The sequence below is a fragment of the Sphingomonas sp. GW821-FHT10F09 genome (assembly GCF_058809195.1).
Genome location: NZ_JBXASI010000005.1, coordinates 114,066 through 132,541, shown reverse-complemented (window position 1 = coordinate 132,541; position 18,476 = coordinate 114,066). Strand labels below are relative to the sequence as shown.

Genomic DNA, 18,476 nt, shown 5'->3' with positions numbered 1-18,476 from the left:
GGTTCGCGCGGAGGCGCGGAGGACGCAGAGATATTGTGCCCGCCGCAGTGGTCCGTCCTGTCAGGCGTCGAAGATGACAGGGCCGCGCAGCCCGACGCGGCGCCCCTCTGCGTCCTCTGCGCGAATACACTTTCCTGACACCATTCACGCGCCCTGGACGGACCCGTCTTCCCGCCCCGCCCCGTACCGCAGACAAACAAAAAGGGAGGCCGGCATGTGCCGACCTCCCGATCTGTACTCCAACGGTAGACGTAGGTCTTACTGACCTGCGCCCGGACCGTAGGTGACTTCCACGCGACGGTTCTGAACCTCGCGGACGCCATCGGCGGTGTCGACGCGCGGACGGCTCTCGCCGAACGCTTCCGTCGAGATCACACCATCGGGGATGGCGTGCGACGTGAGATACGCCTTCACCGAGTCCGCGCGACGCTGCGACAGGCCGACGTTGTACGATGCCGAACCCGACTTGTCGGCGTGACCGGCAAGCATGACCTGCGCGTTACCGCAGCTCTGGTACTGGCTGACCGCGTTGTCGAGGATCGAACCGGCCTCAGGCGTGATGTCCGACTTGTCCCATTCGAAGAACACGATGAACGGACCAGGCGAGCAGACCGGAGCTTCCGGAGCCGGCGCAGGCGCAGGCAGCGGAGCCGGCGGCGGCGTTTCGACCGGCGGCGGCGGCGGAGGCGTCGGCGAACCGAAGTTGTACGTCACGCCACCCAGGATGCTGTGCGAACGGAACCGGCCCTCGAAGGTACGGTTGGTCACGTCCACCAGCTTGACGTTGTCGGCGTTGAAGAAGCGATACTTCAGCGTCGCGTCGATGTGGTCGGTCAGCGGAGCGCGCACGCCCGCCAGGCCCTGCCATGCGAACACGGTGTCCGAATCATCGACGAAGTTGCCGCGCGTGGTGAGCGCGTAGTTCGCCTTGACGCGAGCGACACCGACACCGCCGCCGACGAAGCCCTGGATGCCGTCATCGTCGCCGAAGTCCAGCAGGCCGTTCAGCATGAAGCTGAGCGCCGAGGTTTTGCCACCGGCATAGTCATAGGTGCCGGCCGGGGTCGCGACGATCGCGCCGGCTGCGTTGTAGCGCGGCGTGGTCAGCGTGGAGCTGTAGCCATCGACGGTCGCGCTCTTGTAGCCGACTTCGGTTTCGACGCGGAAACCGCCGAAATCGTAGCCGATGACGCCATCGACGTCATAGCCATAGTTGTGGTCAACCGTGGCGGCGTTGTTGGTTGCACCGATGTCGTAATCGATGTCTTCGACGATCATCGCACCGCCTTCGATGCCAACGTACCACGACTTGTCGCGGGCGAGGGCAGGAGTGGCGAGTGCGGTGGAGGCCAGTGCCAGAACGACGGCAAGCTTCCGCATAGAAGTCCCCTTTCTTGAGTGTCACTACGGACAGCGCAAACTCACTATCCCGGGGTTGGTTTCCACGCAAGCACGCAAAAGTCCGGACCTGTGGCAAGGATACAACACTTCGGGTCAGCTCGCGATGAGCCCATGTTGTCGCAACGCGCCCAGGATCGCCGCGACCGCCTGCCGCGCCGCCTCGTCCACCACGGTGCCGCCGGCCGGGTCGGCGATCCCGGCGGCGCGGGCGCCCACCACCGCCTTGCCGCCGACGATCAGGCGATCGGCGAACACGTCACCTTCCTGCCACAGACCATTGTGGTAAGCTATTGGTTTAGCAGTCGTAATACACCAGGCAGAGAAGCCCTCGCGCGGCACCGCGAACCGCCATCCGCCGTCGGTCCAGCCCGCCAGTTCCGCACCATGGCCGGCCCATGCGCCGGTGGGGGTGTTCCCGACGACCCAGCATTGCCCGGGGGCCGGTGCGGCCGGCGGCTGGTCGACGCCGAGCGCGATCACCGCGGGCTGGACGAGCATGTCCAGCCGCGCCAGCGCCTCGTTGTGCGTCAGTTCCTTCTCCGCCTGCCCGGCCGCGAGCAGCGGCATCGCGAGTCGCGCGGTCGCCGGTTCGGTCATCGTCATCCTCCTGCATCGAAAGTGAATTCCGCCGCCGGCGAGGGCGCCAGCGTCCCCTGCTGGACGATCCGCAGCGTCGCCATGCCATGCGGCCGCTCCGCTACGGGCAGGGCTAGCCGCGGCGAGGTCACGTCGAACGTCCGCGCGCTGCCTGCGGCCGTCAGCGTCACCCGATATCGTTCCGTCTCTTCGGCGAGCGGCACGTCGGCGCCATCGCTCCACGACCAGCCCGCCCGGCTGCGCCGCACCCAGCCGATCGCCAGCCCGCCGTCCGGCTGCGCCGCGACCGTGCCATGCACCGGCGCCGGCGGCGCCACCGACGCGCCGGTCACCATCAGCGAGACCTCCACCGGCGCCGCATCGTCGCCGGTTCCGCTCGCAAGGATGCGCAGCCGGCGCCCGATCGCCGCGACCGGCAGGTCGATCGTCGCGACCGCGTCCGCCTCGATCAGCGCGAACCGGTCCCCCGGCCGCTGCATGCCGATCGCCGCCTCGGTGCCGTGCAACCCGCGCCGCAAATCGGTGAGCGCCCAGCGGCCGTTCCCCAAAGGATCGGCGCGCGCGAACTGGATCAGCTCGTCGCCCAGCAACGCAAGGTTCGTCCCCTGCGCCAGCGCCGCCGCATCGGCATCGCCCGGCATCATGTCCGGCCGCGCCATCGCCACCACGACGCGGCTGCGCCGGTCCACCAGCCACGTCGACGCGGCTTCGGGCACGACCTCGATCCGCCCGATCGCCGCCGGCGCGGCGGTGCCGCCCGCCGCGGTCCAGCTCGCACCGTCGTCGAGGCTGTAGAGCAGCGCCGCCTGCCGCCACCCCGCCCCCTCGCCCGCCGCCAGCACGCAGACACGCGGGGCGGCGAGCGGCGCCTCGCCCAGCGCCGGCAGCTCCGCGGCGATCAGCAGCGTCCGTCCCGCGGTCAGGTCGGGCGCCGCGCGCACCGCGCCGCTGGTCGCCGCGCCCGCGACCGGCATCGCCGCCAGCGGGACCAGCTCCAGCGTCGTCGCCAGCCCGACCGTGCTGCTGCCCGCCACGCGCCAGCGCCCCGTCTCGCCTGCGACCGTCACGATCTCCCCCGGCGCGACGCCCAGGCCCTCGATCCCCAGCGTCACCCGCCGCCGCGTCCGCTCCGCCTCGCCGCGCGCGACCAGCGCGCCCGCGACCGCCTTGGCGCTCGCCGCGTCGAGCACCGCGGGCAGCTCGACCCGGTCGATCCGCTCCCCCGCCCCCGGCCGCCGCACCCGCTGCACGCCGATCTGATAGTCGCGCGCCGGATCGTGATGCGCCACCGCCACCTCGCGCGGCGCGCTCGCCAGCGCCGCCACCGTCCGCCGCCGCCGCGCCGCGCCGACGCCCGCATCCGTCACCACCAGCGCCGGCCCCGCATCGTGCCGCCGCGCCAGCGTCGCCCCCACGGGCTGCCACCAGCCGCCGTCCAGCACCGCCAGCGTGTCGAGCACGCCGCGCACGCTCGCCCCCGACGCCGCGAACCCGCCCAGCAGCGCGCCGCCGCGCCCCGTCACCTCCGCCGCGAGTGCCGCCGCAATGTCCCCGCTCGCCACCGCCCCCGCATCCGCCTCCACCTCGAAGGTCAGCGACGGGATGCGGTTGCCGTAATCCGCCAGCTGCATCCCCTCGAACACCGCATAGGCGAGGCCGCGATACCCCGGCGTCACCGCCATTGCCGAAGCGATCAGCGGATCGGCCGCCTGGTCCTCGCCGCCCATGTGCAGCCGGAACCCGGTCCGCCCCTTCCAGTCGCCCGCCGCACCGCGCAGCAGCTTCCCCTCCGCCCAGATCCGCCGCACGCCCCGGATCGGCCGCGCCGACAGCGCCACCGCGAAGCTCGCCGAATAGCTGTAGGTGTTGGTCCCCGGCTGCCCCTTGCCCGCGCGGCTGGTGCTGCGCGTCTCGATCAGGTCGGTCGACCAGATCACCGTCCCCGCCACCCGGATCGTCCCGAACAGCTTCGGGATCGGCGTGCCGTAGCTCGACGTCTGCACCGCCAGCTCGGTCAGCCGCGGCCCCTCGCGCGCCGCCCCGCGAAACAGCCGCCCGTCGATCGCCTGCCCGGCGAGCGCCCCCAGCGCGCCCCCGACCGGCCCGCCGATCGCCTGCCCCAGCCCCGTCAGCACCAGCGTCGCCATCAGCCCCTCCCGTCATAGCGCCAGGCGCCGATCGGCACCCAGTCCGGTGTTCCCGGCCGCATCACCACCCGGCGCAGCGCCGCGTCGGCATGGACGATCCCGCCCGCCACCCGCACCGCGCCATGCAACTGCCCCGGCCCGACCCGGAACAGCAGCACGTCCCCCACCGATCCGTCGCCGCGCGCCAGCACCGCATCGAACCGCGCCGCCACCGCCTCCGCCGCGCCGCCACGCAGCGCGTATCCGCTCGACACCGCGCCCGCCCAGCCCGCCGCGCGCAGCGCCGCCGCGATCACGCCGATGCAATCGAACCCGTGCGCCGCATCGCGCCCGTGCAGCCGGAACGGCGCGCCGACCAGCGCCAGCGCCCCCGCCGCCACCGCCTCACCCACCGGGATAGCGCGTCAGCAGGTCGATCCCCGGCAGGTGCGGCTCGCCGCGAAAGTTCGCCGCATTGCCGAACCGCGCCGCACAGGTGGCGAGGCTCTTGTCGCACCCCTCGATCACCTCGACCAACGTGCCCGCCGCCACCGCGAACGCCGGCGCCGCCCGCAAGGTCAGCGTCGCGCCGGCCGAGGCGTCCACCGCCTGCGCCAGCCCGCCGTTCGCCCCGCCGAACCAGCGCAACGTCCCGCCCGCATAGGCGCCCGCCACCGGCTCCGCCGCATCCAGCGTCACCACCCGGTCGCCGACGCCCAGCACCCGCACGAACCGCCGGCGCCCGCCCAGCGCCACCCGGCACCGCCGGTCGCCCAGCTCGGCCCGGCATTCGGCGGAGGTCTCCTCGACCACCGGCCGCGCCAGCCCCGCGCTCGCCCCCGCCAGCTCCGCGGTGAAGCCGTCCTCGCCCAGCGCGACCGCGCCGATTCGCCCCTCGCCCAGCACGGCGATCGTCGTCCCCGCCTCCCAGTCGATCGCGAACAGGCGCACCCGCGCGCCGTCCCAGCGCCCCGCCAGCAGGTCCGCCTCGCCGATCGCGCCACTGCTCAGCGCCCCGCCGACGTCCATCGTATCCGCCTCCAGCCCCGCCGACCGCTCGATCGCGGACGGCGTCATCCCCGGCGCGGCGCGATGCACCAGCCCGTCGAGGACGAGGTCGCGGTCGTGCGTCGTCAGCCCGATCGCCACCCCGTCGCCGCGCTCGACCCGCCAGCACAGCGCGATCCCCACCGCGGTCATGCGCGCACCTCCCCCACCGCGGTCACGCGCGCACCTCGACGAGCGGCACCGACACCGCCTCGCCGGCGAGGAACGTGGTCCGCGCCACCCGCAACCGGTCCTCGGCGAAGCGCACCATGACGTCGAACGCAAAGCTCGCCGTCACGCGCGCACCCGCCGCCGGCGCCGCATCGAGCAGCACGACGCCGTCGTCCTCGACCGCAAAGGCCTGCGTCGCGACGCCGTCCACCGCGACGCGCACGCTGCCCGCGACCGGCCGCACGATCCGCCGCGTCGCCGCGCCATAATGTTTGACCAGATCGAACCGCCGCCGCACCCCGTCGCCGGTCCCGATCGCCTCGTCCGCCCCCTCCGCATCGAACGGATCGCGCAGCCGAAACGCGCGCGCCGGCCCCATCCGCGCCCGAAAGAACGCCAGCAGCGTCGCGATATCTGCCTCGGAGCGGACGCCCGGCCCGACGTCGTAGCTGGTCCGCGCCTCCGCCCAGCCGACCAGCCGTTGCTCCGCCCCGCCCGCCGCGGTCAGGATCGTCGTCGAAAAGGCCGGCGCCACCTCCGCCTCGCGCCCCAGCGCGACCGGGAACAGCACGTCGTCATAGTCCTGCACGTCGTCATCCCCCTCGAAATGCACGAAGCCGTCGCGCATCACCTGCGGCAGCGCCCACAGGAACACCGCCGCGACGCCGCGCGCCCGCGCCGCCAGCCCGGCCGCCTCGATCCTTGCCCATTGCGCCGCCTGATCGGGTCGCAACACGAAGCCCGACAGATAATGCTGGCGCTCCGGCGGATAGCCGAGCCGCGCCGTCGCCGCCGCGACGCCGCGCGCGGTCGAGGCGCTGTCGCCCTCGGTCACCCAGTCGTAATCCTCCAGCTGCAACACGTCGAAGGCGGGCGACGCCCAGCCCACCGGCATGTTGGCGCGCTTCAGTTCGGGCGCGGCGCGGTCGAGCACCGTCGGCAGATAGGTGAGCAGCAGCGTCTCGCAGCCCGGAAAGCGTGCCTTCACCGCCGCGACCAGCGCCGCGGTCGACGCCGCCAGCGCCGCCCCGGCGCGGTCCATCGTCTCGGTCTGCGCCGCGGTCATCGCCCCCCGCACGCTCGGGATCGCCGCTGGTGCGAACGCCGCCACCGCCGCCGCATCGTACAGGCACGGCCGCCCGTCCGGCATCGTCCACCACCATGGCTCGCCGACCTGGAACCGCGGCGCCAGCCCTGCGGCGACGCCGATCCCGACGAACGCCGCCGCCACCTGCTGCAGATAGGCCATCGCCCCCGCGTGACACGGCGACAACAGCGTCGACGGCGGTTCCCAGCCGGTCAGCGCCGGCGCCCCGTCGGCGGCACGCTGCTTCCAGTCGTTCCAGCAATGCGCGTCGAACAGTTCGTAGCTCAGCGACCAGACGAGGTCATAGCCCAGCACCCGCGCCCGGTCCGCGAAATCGCGATGCCACGCGGCGCAGGCGACGTTGAGCACGCCGCCGGCCAGCCCGACGTAGAAGCCGCCATACAGCGCCTCGAGCCGGAAATAATGGCTCATCCCCACGTAATGCGTGATCGTGCCGCGATACCCCAGGTGCAGCGCGTTGCGCAGCAGCCGGGCCGGCGTCAGATTGTAGCTGTCGTCGAAACCGCTCGCGATCGCAAAGCCATGGTCGGGCAGCACCGCATCGCCGATCGCCAGCACCGATCCCGGCCCCTCGCAGGCGATGCCGGTCCACTCGACCCAGCCCTCCTGCGCCGCCGCCAGCGGTGCCGCGCCGCCGTCGTAATCGGGTGCGACCAGCGACACGAACATCCGGTCGACGTCCCCCGCCCACACCGGGTCCGCCTCGCCCGGCAACAGGAACCCGCCCGCCAGATCGGCGAAGTCGAGTCCGACGACCGCATCCTCCGGCGTCCCGACCGCATAATTCCACAGCCGCACGTACCAGGCGCGCGGCTGCCCGGCGGCATCGCGCCCCTCGATCGTCAGCGTCGGCCCGTTGACCGCATCCAGCGGCTTGATCCCCGCCGACCGCCAGCGGAACCGCAACCGGCAGTCCCGGAAATCCCGCGCCGTCGCGTAGCGCAGCAGCGCATGGTCGAACCGGTCCTCCGCCTCCCAGATCAGCCCCGCCAGATCGCCGCGCGTATAGAAGACCGCATCCACCCGCAGCGCATCCGCCGCCGGATTGGTCACCGCCGCCATCATCGGCCGCGGAAAATTGACCGTCCAGAACCGCGGATCGAACCGGCTCACCACCCCCTCGACCTGCCCGTCCCGCCGGGTACACAGCCAATGCGCCATGATGCTCTCCTGAATGTTTCCCACCGCGCACGAAGAAGAAGGGCGCGCGCAGAGGCGCAGAGGACGCAGAGAAGAAGGCCTGTTCACGCGAAGCCGCAAAGCCGCAAAGAGCCGCCGCCCGCCCCGGACAAACCCGTCATCCCGACGAAAGTCGGGACCCACGGCCCCACACCGCCGCGAAGGCGCGCCCGCCATGCACCCAGACCGTCACCCCGTCCCGGGGTCCCCCCCGCGCGGCGAGGACAACCGCCAGAACCTCCAGCCCCACCCCCGCGACCCGGCAGACCCCGGAACTGGTCCAGGCGACGACGCGCAAGAGGCATCAAAACCTCTTCGCGCCTTCGCGCCTTCGCGAGAAAACCCCTTACTTCTTCTCCGCGTCTCCGCGCCTCCGCGCGAACCCCTTCTTCCCACGCCCCCGCGCGCGCCAAAACCGAAGCTACCCCTCCAGAGCCGCCCGAACCGCCCGCGCCACCTGCCGCCCGGACCGTTGCAGCGCCGCCGGCGCCTCCCCCGCCCCGGCCTGCACGGTGATCGTCACCCGCACGTCCCGCGCCCCGGCACCCGGCCCCCCGGGCTCGACCCGTCCGCTCGCGGTCGGCACGAACAGCTCCGGCCCGCGCTCGCCGACGACATAGCCGCGCCCCGGCGCCACCGGTCCCCCGGTCGCCCGCCCCGGCGATCCCGCCAGCCCCGCCAGCGTGCTCCCCAGCGACACGCCGCCGGTCACCCGCTCCATCCCCGCATGCACCGCCGCCCGCGCGATGTCGGCCAGCACGCCGAGCGCGACGCCCTTCAGCTCCTCGAACCCGAACCGCCCCGACCGCGCCGCGCGCAGCAGCGCCGTCTCGATCGCCCGCCCGGCGCGCTCGGCACCCGCGCCCAGCGATCCCTCCAGCGTGCCCCGCATCGCCTCGACCTCGCGCGCGAAGCCCGCCGTGTCGGCGCGCACGCCGACCATGATCCGCTCCACCTCATCCATCCGGAAACGCCTCCCGCATCCGCGCCAGCGTCGCCGCGTCGGGCGGCGCCATCGCCCCCTCGCCGCCGCCCGCCGCCGTCACCACCGCCGCCAGTTCGGCCGGCGTCGCCCGCCAGAAGGCGTCCGGGCTCCACCTCAGCACCGCCCCCGCGAACCCCGCCAGCCGCACCGCCCCGCCCGCGAAGTCGCTCACCACCCCGCCAGGATCTGCCCGAGCAGCCCGCGCAGCACCGGCGTCAGTTTCGCCAGCCCCAGTTCGATCAGCGCCTCGCACAGCCGCTCGCGCGTCATCCCCTCCGGATGATCGCGCAGGCAGTGCCAGAACAGGGCGACCAGTTCCGCGATCGTCAGCCGGCCCTCGACCGCCCGCTCGACCAGCGCGAACAGCGGCCCCAGTTCGCCCTCCGCGGCGACCAGCGCCGCGAACGACGGCCGCAGCACCAGGTCGCAGCCGTCGACGCGCAGGCCGCATTCGCCCCGCGCCGGGTTTGCCGCCGCGTTCATGCCACCACCACCGGGCCGGAGCTTTCGAGGCTCAGCGTGTAGGACCGCTCGCCGTTGAAATCGCCGGCATAGTCCAGCCGCGTGACGAGGAACCGCCCGGTCATGTGGTCGCCGCTCTCGAAGCTCAGCCGGTAATCGTCGAGCACGCCCGCCAGCGCGCTCGCCTTGATCCGCGTCTCGGCGGCGGAGCCGGTGAACACGCCCGCCCCCGACACGCTGACGCTGCGCACCCCGGCGCCCGACAGCAGCTGCCGCCAGCCGCCCGAATCCTTGTTGGTCACCACCACCGCCTCGCCGTTGACGCTCAGCTGCGTCGTGCGCAGCCCCGCCACCGTCGCGAACGCCGGCACCGCCGCGCCGTCGCCCACCTTCAACAGGAAGGCACTGCCCCGTTCCACCGCCATCTCCGTATCTCCCCTAGTTGCTACGGAACATCCGCACCGCGAACACGCCCGTCGCCGTCCAGCGTTCGCCCTTGCCCTGCACGACCTGGCTGCGCGCCAGCCGCACCGCGGTCACCCGCCACCCCTCGCCCGGCGCCGCCGGCAGGCTCGCCATCCGCGCCTCGACCGCGGCGAGCAGCGCGCGCACCCGCTCCGGCGACACACCGGTGTCGATGCACGCCACCGCCAGCATGCCGGTCCGCCCAGACACGCCGATCGCATCCCCGGCCGCCAGCACCGGATCGTTGACCACGACGTACGGCATCGCCGCCCGCGCCGGCGCCGCGTCGAACACGCGGCCCATGTCGGCCAGATGCGCGACCACCGCCGCGCGCAGCACCGCCCCCGCGCTCACAGCCGCATCCGCCGGTACGGTCGCCACAGCGCCGCCACCGCCGCCGGCGGCGCCGCGCCCCCCTCGCGATGCTCGAACAGATGCGCCGTCAGCAGCGTCACGCCCTGCGCGACCGGCGCGGGCAGGCCGTCCCACTCCTCCGCCAGCCCGGCGCTGTACCGGACCGTCACCCGGCGCGCCCCGCCCGGCGCGGTTACCCGCACCCAGCCGACGCCGTCCGCATCGATATCCACCGCATAGGCCCCGACCGGCAGACCGACCGGCCCGTCGATCGCCCGCACCGGCAGCGCGCCCAGCCGCTGCCAGTCGCCGCCGGTGCCGATCCCCTGCTCGCACGCCCGCACGATCAGCATCTGCCCGCAGAACGCCTCGGCCAGCGCCAGCGCCGTCGCCGCCCCCTGCGTCAGCACGCCGTCGGGCGCCTCCGCGATCCGCAGATACGCCCCCGCCACGGCGGCCGCCGCCGCGACCACCCCGACCGGCATCGCCGCCCCATCCATCAGCCCGTCCCCTCGGAAAAGACGCGCCCCCGCCGATGCGGCGGGGGCGCCGATACCGTCACGCAGTGGCGAACTTCAGCAGCTTGATCGCCTCGCTGTCGGCGACGCAGCCGCCGATCCGCCGGGTCGCGTAGAAGCTGACGAACGGCTTGTTGGTGTAGGGATCGCGCAGGATCGCGGTCTCGCTGCGCTCCGCGATCAGATAGCCCGCCTTGAAATTGCCGAAGGCGATGGCGAGCGCGTTCGCGGCGATGTCGGGCATGTCCTCCGCCTCGACCACCGGATAGCCGAGCAGCATCGCCGGCTGCCCGGCCGCGAGCCCCGGCTGCCACAGCGGCATGCCGTCGCCGGTCTTGAACTTGCGGATGCGCGCCAGCGTGCTGGCGTTCATCACCCAGCTCGCCCCCTGCCGATAGGGCGCGCGCACGCTTTGGACCAGATCGATCAGCCGTTCGTCGGGGTTCGCGCCGAAATCGCTCGCCGCCCCGCTCGGCAGATATTGCAGCGTCCCCAGCGGGCGCACGCCGTCCTTCGCGGTGGAGGTCGGCCCGGTCAGGAACCCCCTGGGCCGGTTGATCCCGGTGCCGCCGACGAACGCCGCGCCCTCCGCACGCGCGAATTCCGCCGCAATCTCCCCGGCGAGCCATGTCTCGACGTCGAACGCCGCATCGTCGAGCATCGCCTGGCTGGCCGACGGGTTGGCGTAGAGTTCGCCCATCGGCGGCGCCAGCTCGGTGAACACCGGGCTCGCCGTCTCCGGCCGCGGCCCCGTCTCCGCCGCCCAGCCCGATGGCGTGCCGCCGGTGGTGATGAGCTTGCGATACCCCGCCGACCCCACCTGCACCACATTGGCGATGCTGCGGATCGGCGAGGCGCCGGTCAGCACCCGCGCGATCGCCGCATCGATCTCGCGCGGCACCGCAAAGCCGCCCGCATCCCCCGTCACCCCGGTGAACGCCTTCATCTCCAGCGTCGTCCCCGCCCGGACGAAGCCCGCGAAGGCTCCCCCGTCGTTGCTCCCCACGCGCGCGCCATCCAGCGCCGGCCGTTCGATCACGTCCACGTCATTCTCCTCGTTGGAAATTGGAAACCCCGAAAGGTCAGTCGATCCGGTCGATCCGCGCCAGCGGCTGCATCGGCATCGCCACCAGGCTCACCTCGGCCAGCGCCACGCGCAGCAGCTCGCGCCGCGCCCCCTGCCGCACCACCAGCGGCCGATAGCCGACCGACAGCCCGTCCAGCGCCCGCGCCGTCACCAGCGCCGCCGCCCGGGGATCGTCCACCACCCCCTCGACGCGCAGCCCCCGCGCATCCTCGGCGACCGTCACCCGGCCGACCGGCGCCCCGCGATGCTGCCACAGCAGCGGCACCGCCGCCGCGCCCGCAAAGGCGCCCGCCCGGATCACGTCGCCCGCACGGTCGGCCCGGTCGAACACCGCCGCGTAACCAGCGAACCTCATTCCAGCCACCCGCGGAACCCCAGCTTGACCGCCAGCCCCGTCAGCAGCAGCGCCCCCGCCAGCCGCAGGCACCAGCCCGCCGCCGCCTTCCACGCCGACCGTTTCGCATCGCGCCACGCCGCCAGCAGCTCGCGCAGTTCGGCAAGGTCCGCCCGCGCCGCCTCGTCGGCCAGCCCCAGCCGGGTCAGCGCCCGCGTCGCCGACAGCTCGCCCGCCTCCTCCGCCACCGCGCGCATCGTGGCGAGGTCCGCGCCCTCGCGCGCCGCCTGCGTCATCAGCTGCGCCAGCACCTCGCTGCTCATGCCCCCAACCCCACCATCTGCCGCTTCTCCTCGATCGTCAGGAAATCGGCCGCGGCGACGCTCGCCCACAGATGCCGGCGTTCCTCCGCCAGCACCGGCACCCGGTCGAGGTCGACCGCCAGCGCCGCCCCCTCGAACCAGCCGCCGAGGCCCTGCACCAGCGTGGTCAGGATCGCCTCCGCCAGCGGCAGCACCGTCAGCCGCCACAGCGCGCGGCTGGCCTCGCGATAATTGGCATAGGTCGCATCGCCGGGCAGGCCGAGCAGCATCGGCGGCACCCCGAAGGCGAGCGCGATCTCGCGCGCCGCCCCCGCCTTCAGCCCGACGAAGTCCATGTCCGCGGGCGACAGCGACAGCGCCTGCCAGCGCAGCCCGCCCTCCAGCAGCATCGGCCGCCCGGCGTTGCCCGCACCCGCGAACCCCGCCTCCATCTCCGCCTTCAGCCGCGCGAACTGTTCCGCACTCAGCGCCGCGCCGTCGCCGGGATCGTAGACCAGCGCCCCCGACGGCCGCGCCGCATTGTCGAGCAGCGCCTTGTTCCACCGCCCCGCCGCATTGTGCACCGCGACCGCGCCCGACGCCGCGCCCAGGCAGCCCATGCCATAATGGTCGTCGATCGGGTTGAAGCTGCGGATATGCACCACCTCGGGCCGCGGCCCCTCCGCCTCCAGCCGCACCCGCCGATCGCCGACCGCATAACGATAGGCGGTCGGCCAGCCGCCGGCATCCACCTCGACGCTCACCCGCTCGGGCCGCAACGCGTACAGCGCGCCCACGCCGCCCCCGGCGTCGCGCAGCACCTGCACATAGGCATTGCCGTGCAACAGCATCTGCGCCGCCACCGTTTCCAGCAGGGCCTGTCCGGTCGACCGCGTCTGCACCAGCGTCAGCAGCGCCGGCGTGCTCGCGGTCAACGGCGCCCAGCCGACCCCCTCCGCGACCAGCTTCACCGCCCGCTGCGCGATCGCATTGCCCGCAAAGCCGTCGCGCACCTGCGCCTCGTACGACCGCGGCCACTCCCCCAGCGCGACGCCCGACCCGCCACGCGACAACGCCGGCCGCCCGCCCTCGCGGGATGCCTTCCACCCGAACAACCGCATGATGATCTCCCGTTTGCCACCGCGCCCGATCGCCGCGATGCAGGGGCAGCCTGAACGGCCGCCCGATCCCTGGTTTCACGTCAGGCCGCGCAGAAGGAGGTTCACGCGGAGACGCGGAGACGCGGAGACGCGGAGAAGAAGGAAAGAGCCCCCCACCGTCACCCCGAACCCGTTCCGGGGTCCACCCCGCGGCGAGGAGAACGGCCGAAGCCCCCACCCCGCCCCCGCAGCCCGGCAGACCCCGAAACCAGTCCACGGTGACGAAGCGCAAAAGGCCCGCCCCACACCCGAACGCCTTCGCGCCTTCGCGCGAAACCCCCTTCGCTTCTTCTCCGCGTCTCCGCGTCTCCGCGCGAACCCTCTTCTTCCCGCCCCCCGACCCATCCCACCCGTCACCCCGGACCCGTTCCGGCATTTACCGCGGCGAGGAGGACGACCGGAGCCTCCAGCCCCGCCCCCACCGCCCGGCAGCCCCTAAAACCAGTCCGCACTGACGATGGGCGAGAGGCCCGCCCCCACCCAAACTCCGTCGCGTCTTCGCGCCTTCGCGCGAAAACCCCTTCCCTTCTTCTCCGCGTCTCCGCGTCTCCGCGCCTCCGCGCGAACCCCCTTCTTCCCGCCTCCCGCCCATCCCACCCGTCACCCCGGCCCCGTTCCGGGGCCCACCCCGCGGCGAGGAGAACGGCCGGAGCCTCCAGCCCCGCCCCCACCGCCCGGCAAACCCCTAAAACCAGTCCGCGCTGACGATGGGCGAGAGGCCCACCACCCCCACGCGAAACCCCGGCTACAACCCCCGCACCCCCGCAGCGCCACGCCGCTCCAGGCACAATTCCGTCAGCGCCCACACCAGCGCATCCGCCCGGTCCGGCGAACGCCCCGGCCCCTGATAGCCGCCCCCGGCGACCAGCCCGCACATCTCGTCCTCCAGCGCGGGGAAGCGCCCGCAATGCCGCACCCGCCCGCGTTCGTAGAGCGTCGCCACCGGCTCCGCCCGCGCCGCCTTGCCGCGGCTCGCGCGCACCAGCCGCACCGGCAGCGTCACGTCCGCCGCGAGCAGCACCGACCGCACCATCGCCCCGCCCTGGTTGGCCTCCGCCACCACCCGGTCGGCGCGATGTTGCGCCGCGCAACTCGCCACTGCCCGCGCCCAGCCCTCGGGCGAGGCCGCGGCCACGCTGGCGTCGGCGAGCACATACGCCATGCCGTCACCGTCCAGCCCGACCGCTACGATCCCGCAGGCATCGCCCGCGCCGCCCTCCGCGACCGCCCCCGCGGGCGGGTCGACGCCGACCACCACGCGCACCAGATCGCCCGGCGCATCGCCCCGGCACGCCTCCAGCATCGCGCGCGACCACAGCGCGCCGGTCAGGTCGTCGATCATCTCGCCGTCCAGCTCCTGCCGCCCCAGCGCCGTCCCGGCATAGGCATCCTCGACGTGGTCGACGAAGGCATCGGGCAGGAACGGATTGTCGCGCGTCCGCCCGCGCGTCTCGACCAGCCCCCGGGCGCGCAACACGCGCTTCATCAGGTTGGTCGGCCGCGGCGTCGTCGTCACCAGCACCCGCGGATGCGCGCCGCGCCGCATCCCCATCATCAGATTGTCCCACGCCGCATCGCCGCGCCGCCATTTGGCCAGCTCGTCGCACCATGCCGCATGATGCTCGGGCCCGCGCAACTGGTCGGGCACGTCCGCCGAATAGACGAACGCCCGCGCCCCGTTGGGCCAGCGGATCTCGCCGCGGCTGCTCGAATAGGCCGGGATCTTCCCCGTCTTGGCGACCGCGCGCAGCCCGCTCGGCCCCTCGATCATCACCCGCCGCACGTCCGCCGCGGTCGCGCCGACCAGCGCGATCAGCGCCTCGGGGTCGTCGGCGAGGCCCGTCACCCATTCCGCCCCCGCCCGCGTCTTGCCGAACCCGCGCCCCGCCCGGATCAGCCAGATCCGCCAGTCGTCCCCCGCCGGCGCCACCTGCCCCGGCCGCGCCCAGCCGCCGTCCCAGCGCTCCGCCAGCTCCCGTCGTTGCCCCGGCGTCAGCCGCCGTATCGCATAGCCCCGCTCCTCTTCGGAGATGGCAAGCAGGGCGGCCATCGCATCGACCGGCGGCCTGTTCGCGCCGCCGCTCATGACGGCTCCGCCTCGCGTTCGCGACGCGCCTTGTTCTGCGCAAGCCGCGACAGCTGCCGCAAGATGGCAGCATCCGTTTCCTGCCGCGTCGCCAATTGCCGCTGCGGGCCATGCCGGCGCGTGCGGGTCGCATGGCCGTCACGCTGGGCGAGCAGGCGCAGCGCCTGTTCCCAATTGAACGTACCGCGTGCGCTCGCGGTCGCCGCGTCGTCGCCGCCCGACAGGACGTGGCCGATCATCCGCGCCTCTACCGTCAGATATCCGGCCTCGATGGCCGCCCGCCACGCGGCGGCGAACGCCGCGTCGGTTCGTTGCCGGTAATAGACCTGCGACGGATCGACCCCGATGTAGCGCGCCGACGCAGCGATGTTTCCGGTTTCGGCGAGATGATCCATGAACAGCCCGATCAGTTCCTGCGTCCAGCGCACGCGCTTTCCCCGCTGCGGCAGCGTGATGCTGCGCGCCGCCTCTCCATTCCCCCCGGTCCAGCGTCGCGCTGTCAAGCATTTTGAACCATATCGGTGAGAGCGCGGAGAATACCTGATCCGGACCGATACACATTTGCCATACAACGCCGTCACATAGGGCCAATACGGACTTGATCTTGCGCAACGAACGTTTCTACAGATGCGCCTCCATCGCTCGAACAGGCGACGACTCACATGTATCCAGCAGCGGGACCGATCGCCCACGCCCTGGTCGGCGCCGATCTCGGGATCACCGATCTCGATTCTGCCTATGAAACCCTGCTCGGGCTGGAGCCGGACGCCGGTCTCGGCCGCTCGGTGCTCGACGTCGTGCTGCCGGCCGACCGCGCCGCGGTCGAGCTGCTGCTGCGCCGCGTCTGGGACGAAGGGACGACGCTCGCCGCGACGCAACGGCACCAGCATGTCGATGGCCGCGCGATCTTCGTCAACATCTACGTCTCCCGTCTCGGCCACGGCGACGGCCGCCGCCTCGTCATCACCTGCCGCCCGTTGCCGCCGGAGGGCGAACGCCCCTCGACGATCGAGGCGCAGTGGAAGGTCGCGCGGCTGCTGCTGGAGGCGATCAACGGCGGCAAGCGCGCGTTCGGCGACACGCTGATCGGCAGTCCCGCGACCGAGATCCTGCTCGTCGGCTATGTCGCGGAGGCGGAGGCGCGGACCATCTCCGCCGGGGATATCTCGGGCCGGATCAACGTCTCCTGGCCGCTCACCCAACGCTGGCTGCACGCGCTGGTCGACGCCGGCTTCATCGAGGCGGAGCTGCCCGGGCCGATCGACCGCGACACGCCGATCCGCCTCGGCGTCCGCGCGCTCGCCATGCTGGAGGTGATCTTCGGCTCGCTCGTCGCCGTCGTGCAGGGGCCGCTGGTCCCCGCCTGACGCCGCGCGCGTCGTCCGTCAGGCGCGCCACGATCGCTGCAACGCGCGCGGCAGCGCCGATCGCATCCGCGCCAGCCAGCCCATCCGCGGTGGCGGCGTCAGCGTCGTCACGATCGGTTCGAATTCATGCGGCTCGAACGGCACGTGCGCCAGATCGAGCATCAGCCCGGTAACGTCCTTGCTCAGCGTCGCATGATTGTCGGCGTCGAACGTCGCACGCAGCGCCTGTCCCACCGGATAGAGCTTCGCGCCCTGCCGGTTCTGCAGTTCCTGCTCGTCGCTCTCGTCCCTGCCGAACCCATCCGCCATTGCGACCCTCGTTCCGCCGCTTCAACGAACGGCCGCGCCAAGGGTTCATGGCAGTGTTTCGCCCCTATCCGGCCGGGTTCGCCCCGTCGCCGTCGCTATCCCCGCTGGCGCTCCCGGTCCCCGCCGAGTCGCCCTCGCCACCCCCGTCGCCGTCACCGTCGTTGGCCGCCAGCGTCGGTGCGCCGCCGTAGCAGCGGTCGAGATAATGGTTGGCGATGATGTAATGCGCCCGCACCGCCAGCGGGTGGGTGGCGCGCTGCGCCAGTTCCAGTTCCGTCTCCGCCCGCTCGTAGAAATAGATCTCATCGTCACGCATGTTCTGCACTTCTGTATGTCTTTCCAGGGAGATAGCCTGCCCGCTCCGCCCCCGCCCTCATGTGGATCATCATTCGGCATAACGCGCTGCCGCCCGGACTGTGCCGTTATCGGCCCGCGCTGTCGGCGATCCGTGCCCAGGCCGCGATCTCCGCGTCGGCATGGGCGTGGACGATCAGGTCGCCGGCGCGCTCGGCGGCGATGTCGACCTCGACCGATCCGTGCCATTCCCAGGTCGCATTGCCCGACAGGCTGACCATCGCATCGCGCGCGACCGCGGCGCGCACCAGCCCGCCCTTGTTGAACACGGTGATCGCCGTGTCATAGGCCAGCCGTCCGGTCAGGCAGGCGGCAAAGGCCGATGCCGCCATCGCGCTGCCGCAGCTGTCGGTCAGACCGACGCCGCGTTCGAAGGTCCGCACGAACAGCGCCTGTCCCGATGCGGGGCCCTGCCCGCGCAGCTCGACGAACGACACGTTGGCGCGATGGGGCAGCCAGTCGGGCGCCGCCTCGCACGCCGTGCCGATCGCGACCAGCTCCGCCTCGTCGATCCGCTCGACGAAGGTGACCAGATGCGGATTGGGCATGGCGACGGCGGTGAACGCCCGGTCGCTGCCCAGCGGCGGCACCGGCGCGTCGACGATCTGCTCTGTTCCGGCATGCAGCGGCCATGCGCGCACGTCGAGCCCCGCCGGCCCCGCCGTCTCGCGCACCGTATAGACCCCCGGCGCCAGATCCGCATCGCGCTCGGCCCAGGCGCTCGACGTCTTCAGCTTCACGCGGGCGCGATCGATCCCCAGCGCCTCGAACCCCATCCGCGCGACGCAGCGCAGCCCGTTGAGGCACGTCTCCGCCTCGCTCCCGTCCGAATTGTACATCGCCATCCCAAAGCAACAATCCCCCTCCCCCGCGCCCAGCAGCAACAGGCCGTCGCCGCCGACAGGCCCGCGCCGGTCCGCCAGCGCCCGCGCCACCACCGCCCATTCGGCCGGCGACAGCGCGATCCCGCGCGCGTCGATCAGGGGGAAGTCGTTGCCGGAGCCATGGCATTTCACGAAATCGAACCGCACGTCGCTCATCCTCTGCGGTCCGCATGGCCCGCT

The 18,476-nt window shown here is 72.8% G+C and carries 22 protein-coding genes; 1 reads left to right on the top strand and 21 read right to left on the bottom strand.

Annotation, left to right across the window (positions count from 1 at the left end; genetic code table 11):
* Window positions 1–258 precede the first annotated feature (258 nt).
* From AC1RTO_RS15670 to AC1RTO_RS15585, 18 genes are all read right to left on the bottom strand, one after another.
* A complete protein-coding gene (locus AC1RTO_RS15670) occupies window positions 259–1,380 on the bottom strand; it encodes an OmpA family protein (protein ID WP_493161733.1) in 1,122 nt (373 codons plus the stop codon).
* Between the two features lie 114 nt (window positions 1,381–1,494).
* Entirely contained in the window at window positions 1,495–1,998 is a 504-nt protein-coding gene (locus AC1RTO_RS15665) for a DUF2793 domain-containing protein (RefSeq protein WP_493161732.1), read from the bottom strand.
* A gap of 2 nt (window positions 1,999–2,000) precedes the next feature.
* Window positions 2,001–4,145 (bottom strand): GTA baseplate fiber-binding domain-containing protein, encoded by a 2,145-nt coding sequence (locus tag AC1RTO_RS15660; protein WP_493161731.1) that lies wholly within the window; start codon window positions 4,143–4,145, stop codon window positions 2,001–2,003.
* Window positions 4,145–4,537, bottom strand: a complete 393-nt coding sequence (locus tag AC1RTO_RS15655) for a peptidoglycan endopeptidase (protein ID WP_493161730.1) — start codon at window positions 4,535–4,537, stop codon at window positions 4,145–4,147. Before AC1RTO_RS15655 ends, AC1RTO_RS15660 begins: the two co-directional genes overlap by 1 nt.
* Window positions 4,530–5,324, bottom strand: coding sequence for a phage/gene transfer agent baseplate hub protein (locus AC1RTO_RS15650; protein WP_493161729.1), 795 nt, complete (start codon window positions 5,322–5,324; stop codon window positions 4,530–4,532). Before AC1RTO_RS15650 ends, AC1RTO_RS15655 begins: the two co-directional genes overlap by 8 nt.
* Before the next feature lie 22 nt (window positions 5,325–5,346).
* Window positions 5,347–7,611, bottom strand: coding sequence for a DUF2460 domain-containing protein (locus AC1RTO_RS15645; RefSeq protein WP_493161728.1), 2,265 nt, complete (start codon window positions 7,609–7,611; stop codon window positions 5,347–5,349).
* A 439-nt stretch (window positions 7,612–8,050) separates the two neighbouring features.
* Window positions 8,051–8,593 (bottom strand): tail tape measure protein, encoded by a 543-nt coding sequence (locus AC1RTO_RS15640; RefSeq protein ID WP_493161727.1) that lies wholly within the window; start codon window positions 8,591–8,593, stop codon window positions 8,051–8,053.
* Window positions 8,586–8,786 (bottom strand): phage tail assembly chaperone, encoded by a 201-nt coding sequence (locus tag AC1RTO_RS15635; RefSeq protein ID WP_493161726.1) that lies wholly within the window; start codon window positions 8,784–8,786, stop codon window positions 8,586–8,588. Before AC1RTO_RS15635 ends, AC1RTO_RS15640 begins: the two co-directional genes overlap by 8 nt.
* On the bottom strand, window positions 8,783–9,097 hold the full coding sequence (locus tag AC1RTO_RS15630; RefSeq protein ID WP_493161725.1) for a gene transfer agent family protein: 315 nt from the start codon (window positions 9,095–9,097) through the stop codon (window positions 8,783–8,785). The genes AC1RTO_RS15635 and AC1RTO_RS15630 overlap by 4 nt, the downstream gene beginning before the upstream one ends.
* Window positions 9,094–9,501 carry a phage major tail protein, TP901-1 family gene (locus AC1RTO_RS15625; protein ID WP_493161724.1) on the bottom strand — a complete coding sequence of 136 codons (408 nt, stop codon included), beginning with the start codon at window positions 9,499–9,501 and terminating at the stop codon, window positions 9,094–9,096. Before AC1RTO_RS15625 ends, AC1RTO_RS15630 begins: the two co-directional genes overlap by 4 nt.
* 13 nt (window positions 9,502–9,514) lie before the next feature.
* Window positions 9,515–9,895, bottom strand: a complete 381-nt coding sequence (gene gp17 / locus AC1RTO_RS15620) for a tail completion protein gp17 (protein WP_493161723.1) — start codon at window positions 9,893–9,895, stop codon at window positions 9,515–9,517.
* Window positions 9,892–10,395, bottom strand: coding sequence for a head-tail connector protein (locus AC1RTO_RS15615; protein ID WP_493161722.1), 504 nt, complete (start codon window positions 10,393–10,395; stop codon window positions 9,892–9,894). Before AC1RTO_RS15615 ends, gp17 begins: the two co-directional genes overlap by 4 nt.
* 58 nt (window positions 10,396–10,453) lie before the next feature.
* On the bottom strand, window positions 10,454–11,458 hold the full coding sequence (locus AC1RTO_RS15610; protein ID WP_493161721.1) for a phage major capsid protein: 1,005 nt from the start codon (window positions 11,456–11,458) through the stop codon (window positions 10,454–10,456).
* Window positions 11,459–11,495: 37 nt separating this feature from the next.
* Entirely contained in the window at window positions 11,496–11,855 is a 360-nt protein-coding gene (locus AC1RTO_RS15605; RefSeq protein ID WP_493161720.1) for an HK97 family phage prohead protease, read from the bottom strand.
* Window positions 11,852–12,157 carry a DUF6127 family protein gene (locus AC1RTO_RS15600; RefSeq protein ID WP_493161719.1) on the bottom strand — a complete coding sequence of 102 codons (306 nt, stop codon included), beginning with the start codon at window positions 12,155–12,157 and terminating at the stop codon, window positions 11,852–11,854. The genes AC1RTO_RS15605 and AC1RTO_RS15600 overlap by 4 nt, the downstream gene beginning before the upstream one ends.
* Window positions 12,154–13,257: a phage portal protein gene (locus tag AC1RTO_RS15595; protein WP_493161718.1), complete on the bottom strand. Its 1,104-nt coding sequence runs from the start codon at window positions 13,255–13,257 to the stop codon at window positions 12,154–12,156. The genes AC1RTO_RS15600 and AC1RTO_RS15595 overlap by 4 nt, the downstream gene beginning before the upstream one ends.
* 784 nt (window positions 13,258–14,041) lie before the next feature.
* Window positions 14,042–15,382 (bottom strand): DNA-packaging protein, encoded by a 1,341-nt coding sequence (locus AC1RTO_RS15590; protein WP_493161717.1) that lies wholly within the window; start codon window positions 15,380–15,382, stop codon window positions 14,042–14,044.
* Complete coding sequence (locus tag AC1RTO_RS15585; RefSeq protein ID WP_493161716.1) at window positions 15,379–15,885, bottom strand: hypothetical protein; 507 nt, start codon at window positions 15,883–15,885, stop codon at window positions 15,379–15,381. The genes AC1RTO_RS15590 and AC1RTO_RS15585 overlap by 4 nt, the downstream gene beginning before the upstream one ends.
* Before the next feature lie 159 nt (window positions 15,886–16,044).
* Between AC1RTO_RS15585 and AC1RTO_RS15580 the strand changes: the two genes are divergently transcribed.
* Window positions 16,045–16,749: a PAS domain-containing protein gene (locus AC1RTO_RS15580; RefSeq protein WP_493161715.1), complete on the top strand. Its 705-nt coding sequence runs from the start codon at window positions 16,045–16,047 to the stop codon at window positions 16,747–16,749.
* Between the two features lie 18 nt (window positions 16,750–16,767).
* Here AC1RTO_RS15580 and AC1RTO_RS15575 read toward each other — a convergent pair whose 3' ends face one another.
* The 3 genes from AC1RTO_RS15575 to dapF form a co-directional block, all read right to left on the bottom strand.
* Window positions 16,768–17,058, bottom strand: coding sequence for a hypothetical protein (locus AC1RTO_RS15575; RefSeq protein ID WP_493161714.1), 291 nt, complete (start codon window positions 17,056–17,058; stop codon window positions 16,768–16,770).
* A 64-nt stretch (window positions 17,059–17,122) separates the two neighbouring features.
* The gene (locus AC1RTO_RS15570) at window positions 17,123–17,374 is read right to left on the bottom strand and encodes a hypothetical protein (RefSeq protein WP_493161713.1); all 252 of its coding nucleotides are present in this window, start codon (window positions 17,372–17,374) and stop codon (window positions 17,123–17,125) included.
* 106 nt (window positions 17,375–17,480) lie between these two features.
* On the bottom strand, window positions 17,481–18,443 hold the full coding sequence (dapF, locus tag AC1RTO_RS15565; RefSeq protein WP_493161871.1) for a diaminopimelate epimerase: 963 nt from the start codon (window positions 18,441–18,443) through the stop codon (window positions 17,481–17,483).
* Between the last annotated feature and the right edge of the window lie 33 nt (window positions 18,444–18,476).

Excerpts from the sequence above, each read along its gene's own strand:
- AC1RTO_RS15670 (WP_493161733.1), bottom strand. The coding sequence starts at position 1,380 with ATGCGGAAGCTTGCCGTCGTTCTGGCACTGGCCTCCACCGCACTCGCC.
- AC1RTO_RS15665 (WP_493161732.1), bottom strand. The coding sequence starts at position 1,998 with ATGACCGAACCGGCGACCGCGCGACTCGCGATGCCGCTGCTCGCGGCC.
- AC1RTO_RS15660 (WP_493161731.1), bottom strand. The coding sequence starts at position 4,145 with ATGGCGACGCTGGTGCTGACGGGGCTGGGGCAGGCGATCGGCGGGCCG.
- AC1RTO_RS15650 (WP_493161729.1), bottom strand. The coding sequence starts at position 5,324 with ATGACCGCGGTGGGGATCGCGCTGTGCTGGCGGGTCGAGCGCGGCGAC.
- AC1RTO_RS15645 (WP_493161728.1), bottom strand. The coding sequence starts at position 7,611 with ATGGCGCATTGGCTGTGTACCCGGCGGGACGGGCAGGTCGAGGGGGTG.
- AC1RTO_RS15640 (WP_493161727.1), bottom strand. The coding sequence starts at position 8,593 with ATGGATGAGGTGGAGCGGATCATGGTCGGCGTGCGCGCCGACACGGCG.
- AC1RTO_RS15630 (WP_493161725.1), bottom strand. The coding sequence starts at position 9,097 with ATGAACGCGGCGGCAAACCCGGCGCGGGGCGAATGCGGCCTGCGCGTC.
- AC1RTO_RS15625 (WP_493161724.1), bottom strand. The coding sequence starts at position 9,501 with ATGGCGGTGGAACGGGGCAGTGCCTTCCTGTTGAAGGTGGGCGACGGC.
- AC1RTO_RS15615 (WP_493161722.1), bottom strand. The coding sequence starts at position 10,395 with ATGGATGGGGCGGCGATGCCGGTCGGGGTGGTCGCGGCGGCGGCCGCC.
- AC1RTO_RS15605 (WP_493161720.1), bottom strand. The coding sequence starts at position 11,855 with ATGAGGTTCGCTGGTTACGCGGCGGTGTTCGACCGGGCCGACCGTGCG.
- AC1RTO_RS15600 (WP_493161719.1), bottom strand. The coding sequence starts at position 12,157 with ATGAGCAGCGAGGTGCTGGCGCAGCTGATGACGCAGGCGGCGCGCGAG.
- AC1RTO_RS15595 (WP_493161718.1), bottom strand. The coding sequence starts at position 13,257 with ATGCGGTTGTTCGGGTGGAAGGCATCCCGCGAGGGCGGGCGGCCGGCG.
- AC1RTO_RS15590 (WP_493161717.1), bottom strand. The coding sequence starts at position 15,382 with ATGAGCGGCGGCGCGAACAGGCCGCCGGTCGATGCGATGGCCGCCCTG.
- AC1RTO_RS15580 (WP_493161715.1), top strand. The coding sequence starts at position 16,045 with ATGTATCCAGCAGCGGGACCGATCGCCCACGCCCTGGTCGGCGCCGAT.
- AC1RTO_RS15575 (WP_493161714.1), bottom strand. The coding sequence starts at position 17,058 with ATGGCGGATGGGTTCGGCAGGGACGAGAGCGACGAGCAGGAACTGCAG.
- AC1RTO_RS15570 (WP_493161713.1), bottom strand. The coding sequence starts at position 17,374 with ATGCGTGACGATGAGATCTATTTCTACGAGCGGGCGGAGACGGAACTG.